17 protein-coding genes are annotated in these 16,635 nt (G+C 27.9%); all 17 read left to right on the top strand.

Annotated elements, in window-relative coordinates:
* A partial coding sequence (locus O6B72_RS08545) for a TrbC/VirB2 family protein (RefSeq protein ID WP_269492865.1) occupies positions 1–394 on the top strand: 394 nt, incomplete at its 5' end.
* 7 nt (positions 395–401) lie between these two features.
* Positions 402–3,170: a VirB4 family type IV secretion/conjugal transfer ATPase gene (locus O6B72_RS08540; protein ID WP_269492864.1), complete on the top strand. Its 2,769-nt coding sequence runs from the start codon at positions 402–404 to the stop codon at positions 3,168–3,170.
* A 2-nt stretch (positions 3,171–3,172) separates the two neighbouring features.
* Positions 3,173–3,940 carry a TrbJ/VirB5 family protein gene (locus O6B72_RS08535; protein WP_012108068.1) on the top strand — a complete coding sequence of 256 codons (768 nt, stop codon included), beginning with the start codon at positions 3,173–3,175 and terminating at the stop codon, positions 3,938–3,940.
* Positions 3,941–3,955: 15 nt separating this feature from the next.
* Entirely contained in the window at positions 3,956–4,993 is a 1,038-nt protein-coding gene (locus tag O6B72_RS08530; protein WP_269492863.1) for a type IV secretion system protein, read from the top strand.
* Entirely contained in the window at positions 4,993–5,178 is a 186-nt protein-coding gene (locus O6B72_RS08525) for a hypothetical protein (RefSeq protein WP_269492862.1), read from the top strand. The genes O6B72_RS08530 and O6B72_RS08525 overlap by 1 nt, the downstream gene beginning before the upstream one ends.
* Positions 5,178–5,855 carry a VirB8 family type IV secretion system protein gene (locus O6B72_RS08520; protein WP_269492861.1) on the top strand — a complete coding sequence of 226 codons (678 nt, stop codon included), beginning with the start codon at positions 5,178–5,180 and terminating at the stop codon, positions 5,853–5,855. Before O6B72_RS08525 ends, O6B72_RS08520 begins: the two co-directional genes overlap by 1 nt.
* Before the next feature lie 4 nt (positions 5,856–5,859).
* The gene (virB9, locus tag O6B72_RS08515) at positions 5,860–6,789 is read left to right on the top strand and encodes a P-type conjugative transfer protein VirB9 (protein ID WP_269492860.1); all 930 of its coding nucleotides are present in this window, start codon (positions 5,860–5,862) and stop codon (positions 6,787–6,789) included.
* A complete protein-coding gene (gene virB10, locus O6B72_RS08510; RefSeq protein WP_269491803.1) occupies positions 6,782–7,993 on the top strand; it encodes a type IV secretion system protein VirB10 in 1,212 nt (403 codons plus the stop codon). Before virB9 ends, virB10 begins: the two co-directional genes overlap by 8 nt.
* Positions 7,994–8,001: 8 nt before the next feature.
* Positions 8,002–8,169, top strand: a complete 168-nt coding sequence (locus O6B72_RS08505; protein WP_012108062.1) for a hypothetical protein — start codon at positions 8,002–8,004, stop codon at positions 8,167–8,169.
* A 3-nt stretch (positions 8,170–8,172) separates the two neighbouring features.
* On the top strand, positions 8,173–9,159 hold the full coding sequence (locus O6B72_RS08500; protein ID WP_012108061.1) for an ATPase, T2SS/T4P/T4SS family: 987 nt from the start codon (positions 8,173–8,175) through the stop codon (positions 9,157–9,159).
* Positions 9,160–9,186: 27 nt separating this feature from the next.
* A complete protein-coding gene (locus tag O6B72_RS08495) occupies positions 9,187–11,163 on the top strand; it encodes a type IV secretory system conjugative DNA transfer family protein (RefSeq protein WP_269492859.1) in 1,977 nt (658 codons plus the stop codon).
* Complete coding sequence (locus O6B72_RS08490; RefSeq protein ID WP_269492858.1) at positions 11,160–11,585, top strand: cag pathogenicity island Cag12 family protein; 426 nt, start codon at positions 11,160–11,162, stop codon at positions 11,583–11,585. Before O6B72_RS08495 ends, O6B72_RS08490 begins: the two co-directional genes overlap by 4 nt.
* Complete coding sequence (locus tag O6B72_RS08485) at positions 11,582–12,271, top strand: TrbM/KikA/MpfK family conjugal transfer protein (RefSeq protein WP_016647475.1); 690 nt, start codon at positions 11,582–11,584, stop codon at positions 12,269–12,271. The genes O6B72_RS08490 and O6B72_RS08485 overlap by 4 nt, the downstream gene beginning before the upstream one ends.
* Positions 12,271–13,197, top strand: coding sequence for a hypothetical protein (locus tag O6B72_RS08480; RefSeq protein WP_269492857.1), 927 nt, complete (start codon positions 12,271–12,273; stop codon positions 13,195–13,197). Before O6B72_RS08485 ends, O6B72_RS08480 begins: the two co-directional genes overlap by 1 nt.
* Positions 13,198–13,214: 17 nt before the next feature.
* Positions 13,215–13,979, top strand: a complete 765-nt coding sequence (locus tag O6B72_RS08475) for a hypothetical protein (protein WP_269492856.1) — start codon at positions 13,215–13,217, stop codon at positions 13,977–13,979.
* Between the two features lie 54 nt (positions 13,980–14,033).
* Positions 14,034–16,184, top strand: a complete 2,151-nt coding sequence (locus O6B72_RS08470) for a DNA topoisomerase 3 (protein WP_269492855.1) — start codon at positions 14,034–14,036, stop codon at positions 16,182–16,184.
* Between the two features lie 12 nt (positions 16,185–16,196).
* A complete protein-coding gene (locus O6B72_RS08465) occupies positions 16,197–16,634 on the top strand; it encodes a lytic transglycosylase domain-containing protein (protein WP_269492854.1) in 438 nt (145 codons plus the stop codon).
* Position 16,635: the final 1 nt, after the last annotated feature.

Raw genomic sequence — 16,635 nt, 5'->3', positions numbered from 1 at the left:
AGAGAGAGAGAGAGAGAGAGAGAGAGAGAGAGAGAGAGAGCCGTTATTTGATAATGGTTATCAAAAATTAACACTTCTTTCAAAACCTTCTTTTCTTTCTAAACTTTCAAAACACAACAGTTTAAGCTATCTTTTTATAGCTTTATTTCTAGTAACATTAATTTTTCCAGATTCTGTTCTTGCAGCAGGTGGAATGGAAAAAGCAAAATCACTACTTGAAAAAGTAGCTGAATGGCTCCGATATGTTTCAATCGCTACAGTTACAATTGCTATTCTCGTGGTTGGATACAAGGTTCTTTTTGGTGGGAGAACTATCCAAGAATGCACCCCAATCATTATTGGTGCTTTAATTATCGCGAGTGCCAGTGAAGTCGCACAACTTTTGATGAGTTAAAAAAACTATGGAAGTCGTTTATAAGGCTTTGACAAGACCAGCTATGATTTTTGGAGTTCCAATAACTCCATTTTTTATAGCTTGTGCCATCATATGTTTAACAAGCTTATATACAAATTTAATTTTTCTTTCATTTCTGCCAGTTGTTATTTTTATTATGAAAGAAATTACAAAAAAAGATGACTTTATTTTCAGATTGCTTTTTCTAAAAATAAGCTTTTTTACAAATCCAAGTTCTAAAAAATTTAGCAGTAGTAAAAAAGCATATATCACAAATCAATACTCTAACAATAATCATATAGATTTTAATATGCCTAAATTAAGTATTATAGGGCTTGATAAGGTTCCAAATATCAGCAAATATCTACCTTACCAAACACTTGCAAACAATGTTGTAATTACCAAAAACTTTGACATAATGGCAACTTGGCACATAAATGGAATAAGCTTTGAAGTTGAAAATGAAAATTTTATAGAATTCAACAAACAAAAAATCAATATGTTTTTAAGACAATTTGATGCTAAAAATGTTTCTTTTTATATCCATAGTGTTAGGACTAATACTTGGGATAAATTTGATGGAATATTTAAAAATGAATTTTTATCAAATTTAAATAAAAAATATTACGATGGCTTTAGTAAAAATGATTTAAAAAATAATAGCTTTTATTTAACTGCAATATATTCTCCACTTACTACTAAAGCTCTAAGATCTAGTTTTATAAAAGATAGTCTAGATAAAAGAGTTAAAGAGCTAAATAATTTTATTAGAACTTTTGAAAACTTTGCTATTACTATTGAGTCAAATTTTAATGATTTTGGCATTAAAAGGTTAAAAAATTATGAAATTAAAGGTCAAAAATATTCAGAACAGCTTGAATTTTATAATTTTTTAATCTCAGGCGAATTTCAAAAAGTAAGAACACCAAACGCACCAATTTATGAATATTTGACTGGAAATTTAACTGACATAATGTTTGGAAATTCAACTGCACAATTAAATTACAATGATGGAAGAAAAAAATTCATAAAAGCAATAGAAATAAAAGATTATCCAAGTGAAAGTTTTTCAGGTATTTTTGATCTTTTAATGTATGAAGACATAGAATATATTATGACACAAAGTTTTGTTCCAATGCCAAAAGTGGAAGCAAAAGGAAATATTGATAAACAAAGAAAAAGATTAGTTGCCGCAGAAGATGATGCAATAAGTCAAATAGAAGAATTAGATACCGCATTAGATAATTTAGTCAGTGGAGAATTAAATTTTGGAAAATATCATCTTTCTTTAGTGGTTTTTGGCGATAGTGTAAGTGAAGTTGAAAAAAATGCAAATAAAATAATGAAACCTTTGGGAGATTTGGGTTTTTTGACAACATTAGCTAGTATTGCACTACCTGCTACATATTTTTCGCAATTTCCAGCTAATTTTGGCATTAGACCAAGAATTCATACATTATCTACTTTAAATTTTGCTAGTTTAGTATCCTTCCATAATTTCGCAAAAGGTAAGAGAAGCAATAACCAATGGGGAGATGCAGTAACAATATTTAAAACACCAAATAAACAGCCATTCTACTTTAATTTTCACGAAACTAGAAAAAATAAAAAAGACTTTTCTAGCGACACTTTTTTATTGGCAAATACTTTAATTATTGGAAAAAGTGGTGGGGGAAAAACAGTTCTTATGGGGTTTTTATTAGATCAACTTCAGAAATATGCAGATAAAAATACTTTTGCACCAGGAACACCTGAAGATAAAAAGAATGCTACATTTTTCTTTTTAGACAAAGATAAAGGTGCTAGTGCAAACATATTTGCAAGTGGCGGAAAGTATTTGACAATAGATGCTGGAAAACCAACTGGTTTCAATCCTTTTATGATAGATAATACAGCAGAAAATATTAGAAAATTACAAACCTTAATGAAAATGCTTGTAACCAGAAATGATGAAATTTTGACTACTCTAGAAGAAGAAAGCTTAAATAATGCTGTAACTTATATAATGCATCATTTTGAAAAAGATGAAAGAAATTATGGAATTTCTTTAATGCTAGAACACTTAACAGAAGGAAATGATGAAAGAAATTCTTTAAAATCTCGTTTAAAACTTTGGTCACAAGACAATAAATTTGGCTGGGTATTCGATAATGAAATAGATGAGCTTAATTTCAATGATACAGATGTAAACATATATGGAATTGACGGAACAGATTTATTAAAAGATAGTGAAATAAATTGTATGGTTGCCTACTATATTCTTTGGAGAATTATGGATTTAACCGATGGAAGAAGATTTGGACTATTAGTTGATGAAGCTTGGGATTGGATACAAAATGAAATAGTTGCAAAGGAAGTTTTTAATAAGCAAAAAACCATTAGAAAACAAAATGGTTTTGTAGTTCTTGGAACCCAAAGCGTAGAAGATTTTGCAAAGTCAAAAATAGCAACAGCGGTAATAGAACAAAGTGCAACAATACTACTTTTAGCTAATCCACAAGCAAAAAAAGTGGATTATGTAGATAGATTAAACTTAAGTGAAGAAGAATTTGAGTTTGTAAAAAACGTAGATCCAAATAAATATAAATTTCTAGTTAGAAAAAATACTGGCGAAAAATCAATTGTAAGTTTAGATTTGAGCAGTGTTGGAAAAGAAAATCTAGCAATTCTTTCTACTGGCTCTACCTTTGTTGATGAAGTTGAAAAAATAATTAATGATAAATCTAAAAATTATAATGAAAAATTAGAAAATTTAAGAAATCTTTATAGGAGTTAAAAATGAAAATAAGTTTTAAAAAAACTTCTTTTACGGTTTTAATATGTTTATTTTTAAACATAAATTTGTTAAATGCAAGTGGTATTCCAGTAGTTGATGCTGCTGCAAATGCTCAAATGACTACTCAAAATTTAAAACAAATTGCAGAGTGGGCAAAAGAAGCTAAAAGGTGGGTAGATACTACAACTCACTATTCTGCACAATTAAATGCATATGCAAAACAACTTGCAACTCAAAGCGGTGTGAGAGATGTTACTTCTTTTTTAGAAGAAGCAAAAGATGTGTATGATGAAGCAAAGAAAGTTGGAACAACTCTTGGAGAGTTAAAAGATTTTAAAAATAGCGGAAAAGATAGTATAAGCTCAAAAGTTAAAAAATTGATGGATAAGTTTTTTGAATATGACTATTGTAAAGATATTGTTGATGTAGATAAAACTACGCAAAATATCTGCTATCAAAAAAGAAGTGCAAACATAGAAGATATTGTTTTTTATAAAGAAAGAAGTGACACAATAGGTATGTATTCGAAAAATATAAATAAATTAGCTAAAAAACTACAAAAAAGTAAAGATATTAAAGAAAGCTCTGATTTAAACAATGCAATACAAGCTCAAGTTGCACTTATGCAAGCAGAAAAAATTCAAATAGATTTATATGCTAAACAAAGGGAAAATTCAAAAAATATTATGGAAGATAGAGAGTTAGAAAATAGAACTAATCGTCTTATGAATAACTATATTGATTGGGGTTCGTTTGACCCTTATAACTAATTTTAGAGTATAAAAATGCCACCAAAAGAAATTCATAGCGATAATCTCATAACAAGTATACTTAAAAGTATAGATAATTTTTTCATAGGAAATCCTGGGTATAACTCTGCTATTGAAAAAAACATTGAGAATCTGATCAGTGTTTTACTAACTATCGTAGGAACTTATTTGCTTTGTTGGATTATATATCGTGGTTACAAAATTCTTTGGGGAAAATCAAATGATAATTTCAAAGATTTTTTATGGGATGCTTTTTTAAAATTTATTTTTATATATATTTGTATGTTTCCAAATGAATGGATAAGTCTAATTAAAGAAGCCATAAGAGGTTTCAGAGAATATGCTTTGATAGATAGTGATTATATGTCTGTTCCCAATCAATTACAGCATTATTATAATATCACAAGAGCAATTACAATTAATTTTATAGGACATTCTAGTAATTTTGAATTTTTAGCTGCTTTATTATATTCGATAGTGGCTTGGATTGGTTTTTTTATAGGTGCGTTTGGACTATTTTTTGCACTTATAACAAATACTGTATCTTTTTACATATTACTTTTTATCGCACCAATTGCATTTTATGGGCTGATTTTTGGATCTTTTTTAAAAAATATATTTACTCAATGGGTTACTATGATTTTATCAAATATTATCACTTTATTTTTTATACATATATTTTGTGGATATGCTCTAACTTTAATAAATAGCTACACAAATACAGCATTAAATCAAATCGGTGTTAAAGATATTCCGCATTACAATGTAGCCATAGTTTGTATATTTGCAGGAATTTGTTTAAAGGTTTTTGTTGATTTGGTGCTTAGTTTAGCTGAAAAAATGACAAATGTAAGTTTAGAATCCGCAAGCAGAGGTGCTATAAAAGGTGGAATGGCTACTTTAGGTGCAAATTTAGGCTTTGGTGCTTTAGCCACTAAAAGAGCTACGAAAGGCTTATTGTTTGGTGCAAAAGGCTCAGCAAGAGCTTATGATGGTATAAAAACAGGTGGAAAATTCATTTTAGACAAAATTAGAAAAACGGGTGGTAGATAATGTATATAAATATAAAATCTATTAAAATAATATTTTTATTATTAAGTTTAACTTTTCTTTTTACTGGTTGCGTAACAAAGACAAATACTTTACATAATGAAACAAGTGATTGGAATTTTTTATTTGATAGTGAAGAATTTGTTCCTATAAACAAAAATCAAAATATAAGCAAAAAGGCAATGTAATGATAGACAATAATGACACAAAAACTGCTATAAGTTATGAAGCTAGTATCAGATACTTGGTTGAAAAATCAAATCGTAGAGCTTGGCTAATAGCTTTTTTATCAATTTTTATATCAATTATAAGTGTTACAGCAGTTGTATTCTTAACGCCGTTAAAAAGTGTAGAGCCTTATGTTATAAGAGTTGACAATACAACTGGAATGGTAGATATTATAACTTCTGTAAATCAGACAGAATTTGTATCTGACAATGAAGCATTAGATAAATATTTCACTACTTCTTATGTAAAAATTCGTGAAGGGTATTTTTATAATATTTTACAAAACGATTATACCACTGTTCAAATTTGGTCTAGTCCTGAAGTAAGTTCTGATTATTTAAAAATATATGAAGGTGATAATTCTAGAGTTGATATTTTAAAAAATAGAACTGAAATAGATGTAGAAATTAATTCTGTTACTCTTGGAAATAGCAATGGAATGAAGATGGCTACTATAAGATTTAATCAAATTTATAAAGATGCGAAATCTCGCACAATTACAAATAAAAAAGCTAAAATTGTAACTCTTGCATATGATTATTCTCCACAATCGTTAATGACAGAAAATGAAAGATTAATTAATCCATTAGGTTTTAAAGTTTTAACATATAGAGTTGATGGTGAAGTGGAAAGGTAGTTTTATGCATAAATTTATATTTTTATTTATAATATTTTATTCAACTCTATTTGGAATAAGCATACCAAAAATATCAAAATTTGATAATAGAATAACTTTTGCAACATATAACGCAAATGATGTTTTTCAGGTTAATTGCAAAAATGGTTTTGTTACTATGTTGGAATTTAGCAAAGATGAAAGAATAATAAATATAGCTACTGGTTTTAGTTATGGTTGGGAATTAATAGATAGAGAAAATTTTTTATTTATAAAACCAAAAGCATATATCATAAAACAAGAAGAACAAGTTTTAGCAGATCAAAATGGCGATGAAGTAGAATTACAAAACAATGCGGTTATACAACCAAATTCTACAGACTGGAAAACAAACCTTATAGTCACTACAAATGAAAGAATTTATGTATTTGACTTAGAAATCATAGAAGATAAAGATATAAATTATAAGGTAGAATTTTCATATCCTGATGAAATCAAACAAAAACAAAAAGACAAATTGGCAGAAGAAAAAAGAATAAAAGAAGTTCAAAAAAATAAAGAAAATATTGAAAACGAACTTAATAAAGTTACTATCCCTAAAAATTGGGATTTTTTAATGCATATTAATAAAGGAAGTGACACAATTTCACCAGATTTTGCTTATGATGATGGAGTTTTCACATATTTAGGCTTTAACAATACAAAAACTATTCCATCTGTTTTTTTATATGAAAATGTAAATAAAAAATCAAAAGAAAGTATTTTAAATACACATTTAAAAAAAGATGGAAATTACGATGTATTAGTAATTCACAAAACAGCTCAGAAAATACTTCTTAGAAGTGGTGATAAATTAGTTGGAATTTTCAATAATGGATATGCTAAAAATCCGCTTGATAAAACATATAACACTATAAATAGAAGCGTAGAAAGAGAGATTATAAAAGATGAGTAACGAAAAAAATAATAGTCAAAACGCTTTAAACAATAATGAAGAAAATAAAGAAGTAAAAACTAATATATCTGAATTAAATGATGAAGCAATTAGCACTAAAAAACTTCAAAGCATAGGAATTATTGTTTTTGGAATAATTATCTTAATTCTTTTGGCTTTAAAATTTTTTTCTAATAAAAATAGTGATGAGCCAGTAAAAGAAACAGCAATTGGAACTAAAATAGAGCAAAAAGATTTCGATTTTAAAGAACCGCCAGTTAAAACATTTCAAGAACTAGTTCTAAAAGAAGAAAAGGAAGTAGAAACAAATGAAACATTACAAAATACTGATAATACAAACCCTTTTGTAATAGCACAAACAAAAACATCTTTTACGCCAAAGGTTTATAAAAGCTCTAGTTCTTTATTGATAAATAACTCCAACTCATCCTCAAATTCCAATAATTTAAGCGAAGAAGATAAACCTGTAGATTTTACCGATCCAAATTATAATTATAGTTTTGATGAAAATGGCAAAATAATAAGAACTCCAAAAAATGAATTTAATAAAGATTATGAACTTGGTGCTTTCACTCCAAAAATAGCAAAATTAAACAAATATGATCCAAATTTATTGCTACCAAAAGGCACTTATATAGGTTGTAGTTTAAATACAAAATTAGTAAGCACAATCAAAGGAAGTATATCTTGCACAGTTTCTGAAAACATATATTCTCAAAATGGAAACACGCTTTTAATTGAAAAAGGATCAAAAATATCAGGATTTTTTAATAGCGGACAATTAAATGATGGAATGGATAGAATTTTTGTCGTTTGGCAAGAAATTAGAACTCCGAACAATATAGATATACCAGTATCAAGTGGAGCAACTGATGAACTTGGTGGAAGTGGAATTCAAGGCTATATAGACCATCATTGGCTCCAAAGATTTGGTGCTGCTATTTTGCTTAGTGTAATCGATGATGCTATGAATGTGGCTTTAAATGGTGGAACTGGAAATAGAAATAACCAAAACAAAGACTATACAGAAAATACAAGAGAGACAACAAGGGATATGGCTGATACTGCTTTACAAAAATTTATAAATATCGAGCCTACTTTATATAGAAATCACGGGGATTTAGTAGCAGTTTATGTAAACAGAGATATTGATTTTAGTAAAGTTTATAAGCTTAATTATATAGGTAATAAAATAATTAAATAGGATAAAAAATGAATACAAATAGCCAAATAAACCAGGTAGATTTACAAAAAACAATCGAAGATATTGATGAAAAAATTAAAGCCTATAAATTAAAGATTTATAGATTAAAACAAAAACGAGATGAATATTATAAATTACTCAAAGAGTTGGAAAATAACTCAGAAATAGGATATTAAAAAATGAGCGGTATTAGAAGCAGTGTTTCATTAAGTAAATACTCAAATGAATATTTTGGAAAATATTTACAAGATGACACAATTAACGAAATTTGCTATAACGGCGGCACTGCTATTTTTTATGAAGATAGCAAAGGCAATTGGCATATTGATGAAAATGCAAATTTTGATTATGAAAAAGCAATAGCATTTGCTACTTCTTGTGCCTCTTTTAAAAAAGATCAAATAGACAAAACAAAACCAATACTTTCTTGCGTATTGCCAACTGGTGAGAGAGTTCAAATCGTAATACCACCAGCGACAAAAGATGGTATCGTTTCAATCACAATTAGAAAACCATCAAAAGTTCGATATACATTAAATGATTATATATCAAGTGGATCAATTGATAAAAATAGTGCTGATTTCTTTATTCAAGCCATTAAACAAGGAAAAAATATTGTCATTTGTGGCGAAACTGGAAGTGGAAAAACTACTTTAATGAAAACTTTTATTGATTTTATTCCGCTAGATGAAAGAATTATAACCATTGAAGATGTTGAAGAAATAAGATTTTACGAACATAAAAACTATCAACAACTCTTTTATCCAAGCGAAGCAAAAGAAAGTGATTTTCTAAACTCAACAGCTCTTTTAAAATCTTGCCTTCGAATGAAGCCAAGCAGAATCTTGCTTGCAGAAGTTAGGGGAGCTGAAACATATGATTTTTTAAATGTGATTTCAAGCGGACATAATGGAAGTATGACAAGTTGTCACGCAGGAAGTGTCAAAAATTGCTACAACAGACTAGCAATGATGTCTATGCAAAATGAAATTGCCAGATCTCTTGGTAAAGATATGATACTTGACATTATAAAAAATATCATCGATCTAGTAATAGTCTTTAAAAAAGAGCATAACGGAATTAGGCGAGTAGCTGAATATTTATACGAACAAAAACTATATAAAAACTTTGATGGAATTTTTAAAGAAGTTAAGGATTTTGTATGAAATTTAACAAAATGAGGTTTTAAAGCAATGCAAAATAAATTAAATAAAGCTCAAATCATATTTTTATCTATTGTTGCTATTGTTATATCTTATTTTTTTACAAGTGTTGTAATATTTGTATTAAATGACGCCTTAAAACTACTTCCAAAAGTATGGAAGCCTGAATTTACATTTTTAGCCTTAATTAATGGTTATCCAAAAGTATATGAAGCACTGGCTATTTCTCTATTTTTAAGTTTTAGTGTAGTTTTCTTACTCCCCTTTATACCAAAAAAAGAAAAATTATATGGAAATGCAAGATTTGCAAACTCAGCAGATATAAGAAAAATGGGGTTATTTCCTAAAAAAGGAAAAGATGGAAAAATAGATAATAACGGAATTATTATAGGTATGTATAATAACCAGCTTTTGAGATTTGGTGGGCAACAATTTGTAGCACTTGGAGCTCCAACAAGAAGCGGAAAAGGTGTTGGTATAGTTATACCAAATTTGCTTGATTATCCGAATTCTTGCGTTGTTCAAGATATAAAATTAGAATGTTTTGAATATACCAGTAAATATAGAAAAGAAATTCTAAAACAAGATATATTTTTATTCAATCCATATAGTTTTAAAACTCATCGTTACAATCCATTATATTACATAGATATGAAAGGCGAAAATGCCGATGCTGAACTAAATGACTTTGCAAATATTTTATATCCGCTAAAAAACGATGGTTCAGTAACTGATTATTTTAATGGAAAAGCAAAAGATCTTTTTATTGGACTTTGTTATATGATGAATGACCTGCTTGGGACTAGAAAAGGTATAGCATTTTTACAAAAATATAAACTTGAATGCTCTTTCTCTTTATATGGAATCTTAAAATTAAGTGAGGGATTAAATTTTGAAGTAGAAATAGCCGATGGAGAGATAAAAACTATATCAAATTTTGCAGATACTTATAATACTTTAGTAGAAATGAAAATGGTATCTCCAAAGGCAAAAGAAAGAATTGATGCATTCTTTGAAATTAAAAGCGATAATGAAAGAAGTTCAGCAATGGGTAGTTTTATATCCCCATTAGCAATATTTAGAGCTGATAATATGAGACTAGCTACTTCTGCAAATGACTTTGATTTTAGGGACTTAAGGCGTAAAAAAATGACAATTTATATTGGAATTACGCCTGATAAATTGGCTTCTGCAAAGCCTATTTTGAATATATTTTGGCAACAGCTCATTTTAATAAATGTTCAGCAAGGCTTACCACAATCAAATAAAGAGCTAAAACACCCTTGCCTTCTTTTAATGGATGAATTTACAGCAAGTGGATATTTGGCAACTTATTCATCAGCTATATCATTTATGGCTGGATATGACTTAAGAAGCCTAATAATATATCAAGCAGATTCTCAACTTACCAACAACAAACCAGAAGGATATGGACAAGCAGAAGCAAATACCTTGCTAAAAAATCACGCTTGTAGAATTTACTACGCGATGAAAGATGATGATGCAAAAAGATTAAGTGAATCTCTTGGCACAAAAACAGTTAAGCAAAGAAGCAGAAATTTAGGTCAAGGCGGTGGAGGTAGTGAAAGTGAAACAAGTAGAGTTTTAATGCTTCCAAAAGAGATCGAGGAGATGCCGTTTGATACAGAAATTATCAAAATAGAGGGCAAATCACCGATTAAATGCAAAAAGGCTCTATATTATTCAAACAAATATTTTATGGATAAATTTAAAGAAATTTCACCAACTCTTAAAGATATAAAAGGAATTCCTAATAGAAAACAGCTTGAAACTGCAATTCAAAACGGTGAAACTTATATAAAAATACCACTTCAAAATGAAGAGACACTACAAAATTATTTAAAAGAAAATATAGAAAAAAGACTTAATGAGTTGCCAATAGAAGAAGATGCTGAGATAGAAAATGCATTAGACAATATAAATATAGAAGATGAGGAGTATAACAGTGATGAGTATGAAAATTTTGAAACAAGGGGAAATTTATGAATAAATTTATAATTTTTGTATCTTTGATTTTTCTTTTTAATGGTTGCTCAAAACCGCCAAAGCCAATTAAATTAGATAGTGGTTCAGCCATATCAATAAATCATAACTTAATTGTGGATAGAAAATATAGTGTTCCTAAAGATAATTTTTTAGAAAATAATAATTGGACTTACAATATTTATCTGAGTCCAGTAGATAAAGATACTTTAATTAAAAATGATTTAATTGTTAAAACATTTTATTTGGCACATAATGCTGATAAATTGATTATTTTAGGATACGAACCATTAGCAAAGAAATATAAAGATTATTTTATTAAAAACGATGTAAATGCGAATATAGAAATTAGACCATTAGATTCAATAAATTATAAAAAAGACTTAGTAAATATATTATTTTTTCACACAAAGGAGACAAAATGAAAAAAATAATTTTGTTAGTAGCTATTTTATTTGGCTCATTAAACGCAGTTGAAGTTGATTTGCTTACTGGTGACACGAGATTGAGTTGCGAAGCTATTTTATGTCTTAGTAGTTCTGTAAAACCAGGAGAATGCCAACCATCTCTTAATAGATTTTTTTCAATCAAAGAAAAAAAATGGGAAGATACACTAAATGCAAGAAAAGCATTTTTAAAACTATGCCCTGTTGGAGAAAGTGGTGAAAATGATGCTGAATTTAAAAAACTAAGAGACAATATTTTAGTTTATATTTCAGAGCCTTGCAATACAGAGTATTTAAATTCAAGAGTTGAATATAAAACAAAGGAAATTTGCGGAGAAAGAAGATGCAGACATATACCAATATCAGCAAGAATAAACCCTAACTTACCAAAAAGTTGCAAATTACTTCAAACAAGTAAATATACAGATATAAAAGTAAAATATACTTGCAGTGGTGAATTTTTTCCTATTGATGAATGGGATAAAGGAATAACTAAAAATGAAATACCACAAACTTTTTACAACTCATTAAAGGCAAAAGATAAAAATTCAGTTGAAGAAGTTAAAAACAAGTCAAAATTTTGTAAAAGAAGTCATATATCTTTTTGTCAGCCAAAATATTATCAAAAAATTACAATAAATAAAAATTGTTGGGAACAAGAATAATGGAAGAAAAAGAAAAAATAGTTAATGAAGTAATTCAAACAACAAATGTTGATATTGACGATACTACCAACTTAAATAAAGAAAATATTCAAAAGGAAAGCTTGAAAGAAAAACTAAAACTAGAAGAAAGTTTTAAAGCTTTAGGTATCGCAATAAATGACGAAAATAAAAGAATTGTATTGGATTATTCAAGAACTATTAGTAATTTCAAAAAATTACTGGATGCTCAAAAAAATAATTATGTTAGTTTGAAAAACTATATGCCAGACAACGAAGTTGTAACAGCTTTGATTAATGAGTTAAATAAAAATTGGGAAGAGATTTCTAAATATTTTGAAACTTTAATGAGTTTTTTTATAAATCCGCCAAGTAAAGAAATTTTTGAACTAACAAATCACGCTTTACTTTTAAAGAACATATATAACAGTCTAAAAGAATTCTCAGAAGATTTTGCAAAATTACATATAGAAGAACAGTTCAATGGTATTAAAAATGATTTTGAGCAGAATTTAAAAACCATAAATGAATATCAGAATAAATTAGCAGCTAGACTTGAAAATATGGCTCAAACTTATGATGAATTTCTAAACAAATTTTTAGATAAACAAACTAATGAACTTGATAATTTTAATAAAAAATCAGCAGAGTTAGCAAAAAGCTATGATGATTTTTTACACAAAAATCTTAAATTTTTTAAAGGAGGAACTTGGAGCTTAATTATATTAAATATTGCACTAGCAATTAGTTTAGGGGTTTTAACTGCAATTTGTTTTATTAAAAACAATGAGTTAAATAGTCTTATTGAAGTTGGCAAAAAATTTGCAGAGATTTCAGTTAAACAAGATGAGCAATCTATAACTTTAAATTTTCCATTAGATGCCAAATTTATAAGTGATAATAATGAGAAAAAAGTTATTCTAAAATAATAAAAAAAGGATTTACAATGGCTACAAATAAAAAAGATGTTGAAGTAGAAAATACTACTCCGAACAATTCAACATCTGCCGATAAAAAAATAACTTCTGTTTATGTTAGTGCTGGTTCGTCAACCAATAAACAAGGTGAAACATTGACAATAGTTGGTTTTGGTGGATTAAAACCTTATGAAAAAGATGGAAAAGAAATCAAACCAGGTGCGAGAGATGCATTTTACAAGATTTCTAATATTGATAATTTTTTAAAAGCAGTTGATGCAGATAAAATAGGTATTGATATAAAAGGTAAAGATCAAAATAACCAAGATACTTTTATGAGAGCTGATGCTTTTTATCAATCTGGAATTGGAAAAAATGGAAAGGCTTATGGATTTAACAAAATCTGCATAACTCTACAAGAAGAAGAGAGAAATCAAGCAAATGAAGTTATTAAATCAGCTCAAAAACTTTATGCCACCAAAGGAATGAACGGCTATTCATTTGATAAAAATTGTGACAATAAATTAATTGACAAATTTAATGCCCAAATTCAAAATGGTTGTGATTTTACATTATCTGCAAAAAAAGATTCAACTTTGCAAAAATATCCACAACTAATGGAAACAGTTGAAAAAATAAAAGGTGGATCAGCTATGGTTGAGATTGATTTTGTAAAAACACAAGGTGCTGTATTAAAGTCGATTACTCCAATTGATAATAGTGGTAATTTAGGTGAGCAAAAGATACTAAAACAAGCTACCAAAAAAACCACTAAGAGTAAATCAATGTCTTAAATTTTTAGCAGAGATTTTCTCTGCTAAATTATACAAAAATTAAAGGAAGTTTATATGAAACTTTTTATAGCAGAAAAACCAGCTCTTGCAAAATCAATTGCAGCAGGTATAGATGGAGAATATAAAAATGGTGATGGTTTTTTTCAAAAAGGCGAAAATATTATCACTTGGGCATTTGGGCATCTACTTGAATTATATATGCCAGAAGATTATGATGAAAATTTTAAAAAATGGGATTTGAAAGATTTACCATTAAAAATAGATGAATTTAAATATAAACCGATACAAAGTTCAAAAGAACAATTAAAAATAATTTGTAATTTAATAAAAAGATCTGATGTAGATACTATTATAAATTGCGGTGACGCTGATGAAGAAGGTCAAATTCTAATCGATGAAATTTTAAAATATGCAAATAATAAAAAACCAGTTTTAAGACTTTTGTTACACGATCTAACCGAAAAAGGCGTAAGATCCGAATTAAAAAATATGAAATCAAATAACGATTTTAGTAATTTAAGTGAGTGTGGCTTTGCTAGGAGTATAGCAGATTGGATTGTTGGTATAAATCTAACAAGAGCTTATACTACAAAAGCACAAAATAATGGTTATAAAGGTGTTATCAGTGTTGGCAGAGTTCAAACTCCAATACTCGGATTAGTAGTCAGCAGAGACCTAGAAAGAGAAGGTCATAAAAGTAGTTTTTATTATACTTTAACTGGAAAATTTAAAACCCATCAAGCTGAAATTTTAGCAAATTTAAAAACAGATGAAAAAATCACAGATGAAAATGAAGCAAATGAAATTAAGAATATCTGCTTGGGTAAAAATGGAATTTTAAATGTCACCAATGAAAACAAACTAGAATATCCACCACTTCCTTACAATCTTTTAAATTTACAAGCAGATTGTTCTAAAAAATTTAACTTTAAACCAGACAAAACTCTAAAAATCACTCAAGACTTAAGAGAAAAATACAAATGCATTACATATAACCGCTCAGATTGTGAATATTTACCTGTTAATATGTGGGAAAGTTCAACTAATGTTTTGAACTCGATAAAATCAAATTTAAGCGACTTTGAAAATATAATAAAAAATGCGGATCCAAATTTAAAAAGCAGAGCTTTCAATGATGAGTTTATTACAGCACACTTTGCTATCATTCCAACTGAAACGACATTTGATTTTAACTCTATGAGCAAAGATGAACAAAATGTCTATAAACTAATTTCAAAACGATATATTGCTCAATTTTATGAACCTATGCAGTATTTACAAACTAATATTGAAATTCTTATTAATGATTATAAATTTACCACTAGTAAGAAAAAAATCACAAAAAACGGCTATCTTTCTCTTTTTAGTGGTGAAAACGACAGCGAACAAAAAAATGATGATGAAGTAGAAAATAGTTTTGATTTATCACTTTTGGAAAGCGGCAATTGCCAAACATTAAATATAGAGATAAATAAAAAGCAGACTAAACCAAAGCCATATTATACAATGCCAACACTACTTAAAGATTTAACTTCGATAAGTAAATATGTAAAAGATGAAAAAATAAAAACTCTTTTAAAAGAAAAAGATAAAGATAAAAAAGGGGAAAATGGTGGAATTGGAACACCAGCCACTAGATCAGAACACATCAAAAATCTTTTTGAAAGAGAATATATAAGAGAAGAAAAAAAATCCATAATCTCAACTAAAAAAGGTAGGGATTTAATAGCTCTAGCACCTAAAATTTTATCAACTCCCGATATGACCGCTCTTTGGTATGAACAACAACTTGAAATTCAAAATGGAAATTTAAGTAGAGATGATTTTTTAAATAGAGTATTTGATGAAGTAGAAGAACAAATAGAGCTTATAAAAAATAATGCTTTACTAGATAAAAATTTTAACGGAATTGACAAAACATATCCTTGTAAATGCGGAAAAGGATTTTTACAAAAAAGACACTCACAAAAAACTGGCAAAGACTTTTGGGGTTGTAGCAATTGGAAAAATGGATGCTCTGAGATTTATCCAGACCTAAATGGAAAACCAAACATACCAAAGTATTTTTGTCCTAAATGTGGCTCTGCTCTCAATAGATGGAAAAACAAAAAAGGAGATGGCTATTATTGGTCTTGTAGCGGTTGGAAGACAAAAGGTTGCCAAATAGGTTTTATAAATGATAAAAATGGAAAACCTGAAATATAAAAAGGAGTAAAAATGAAAAAATTACTTCTTTTTTTATTGGTAGTAAATTTAGGAATTTGCAGTGAATTTAATCATCTTTTTATAAAACACGGAAAATTAAACAATATTTCACCACTGCTTTTATATGGAATTGCAAAAACAGAAAGCAGTTTAAATCCTAATCAAGTAGCAAAAAATGACAACGGAAGTTATGATATAGGAATTATGCAAATTAATTCTATTCATTTGCCCGAGTTAAAATCTATGGGTTATAAAGAAAAAGATTTATTTAACCCTGATATTAACATTGGATTTGGAGCAATTGTTTTGAAAAGATGTATCAATAAGTGGGGACTAAACTATAAAGCTTTAAATTGTTATAACGGAAAAGTAAATAACAACACTTATAACATAAAAGTTGTTTCAAATATTGCCAATTACAATAAAAATTTTAATCAAATTATAAAATAAA

This window comes from Campylobacter ureolyticus (genome assembly GCF_027277485.1).
Taxonomy (GTDB): Bacteria; Campylobacterota; Campylobacteria; order Campylobacterales; family Campylobacteraceae; genus Campylobacter_B; species Campylobacter_B ureolyticus_B.
This window is presented reverse-complemented; position numbering and strand designations above follow the sequence as displayed.

Coding starts and splice junctions, on each gene's coding strand:
- O6B72_RS08465 (WP_269492854.1), top strand. CDS start 16,197: ATGAAAAAATTACTTCTTTTTTTATTGGTAGTAAATTTAGGAATTTGC.
- virB9 (WP_269492860.1), top strand. CDS start 5,860: ATGCATAAATTTATATTTTTATTTATAATATTTTATTCAACTCTATTT.
- O6B72_RS08505 (WP_012108062.1), top strand. CDS start 8,002: ATGAATACAAATAGCCAAATAAACCAGGTAGATTTACAAAAAACAATC.
- O6B72_RS08530 (WP_269492863.1), top strand. CDS start 3,956: ATGCCACCAAAAGAAATTCATAGCGATAATCTCATAACAAGTATACTT.
- O6B72_RS08480 (WP_269492857.1), top strand. CDS start 12,271: ATGGAAGAAAAAGAAAAAATAGTTAATGAAGTAATTCAAACAACAAAT.
- O6B72_RS08490 (WP_269492858.1), top strand. CDS start 11,160: ATGAATAAATTTATAATTTTTGTATCTTTGATTTTTCTTTTTAATGGT.
- O6B72_RS08520 (WP_269492861.1), top strand. CDS start 5,178: ATGATAGACAATAATGACACAAAAACTGCTATAAGTTATGAAGCTAGT.
- O6B72_RS08540 (WP_269492864.1), top strand. CDS start 402: ATGGAAGTCGTTTATAAGGCTTTGACAAGACCAGCTATGATTTTTGGA.
- O6B72_RS08485 (WP_016647475.1), top strand. CDS start 11,582: ATGAAAAAAATAATTTTGTTAGTAGCTATTTTATTTGGCTCATTAAAC.
- O6B72_RS08500 (WP_012108061.1), top strand. CDS start 8,173: ATGAGCGGTATTAGAAGCAGTGTTTCATTAAGTAAATACTCAAATGAA.
- O6B72_RS08535 (WP_012108068.1), top strand. CDS start 3,173: ATGAAAATAAGTTTTAAAAAAACTTCTTTTACGGTTTTAATATGTTTA.
- virB10 (WP_269491803.1), top strand. CDS start 6,782: ATGAGTAACGAAAAAAATAATAGTCAAAACGCTTTAAACAATAATGAA.
- O6B72_RS08470 (WP_269492855.1), top strand. CDS start 14,034: ATGAAACTTTTTATAGCAGAAAAACCAGCTCTTGCAAAATCAATTGCA.
- O6B72_RS08495 (WP_269492859.1), top strand. CDS start 9,187: ATGCAAAATAAATTAAATAAAGCTCAAATCATATTTTTATCTATTGTT.
- O6B72_RS08525 (WP_269492862.1), top strand. CDS start 4,993: ATGTATATAAATATAAAATCTATTAAAATAATATTTTTATTATTAAGT.
- O6B72_RS08475 (WP_269492856.1), top strand. CDS start 13,215: ATGGCTACAAATAAAAAAGATGTTGAAGTAGAAAATACTACTCCGAAC.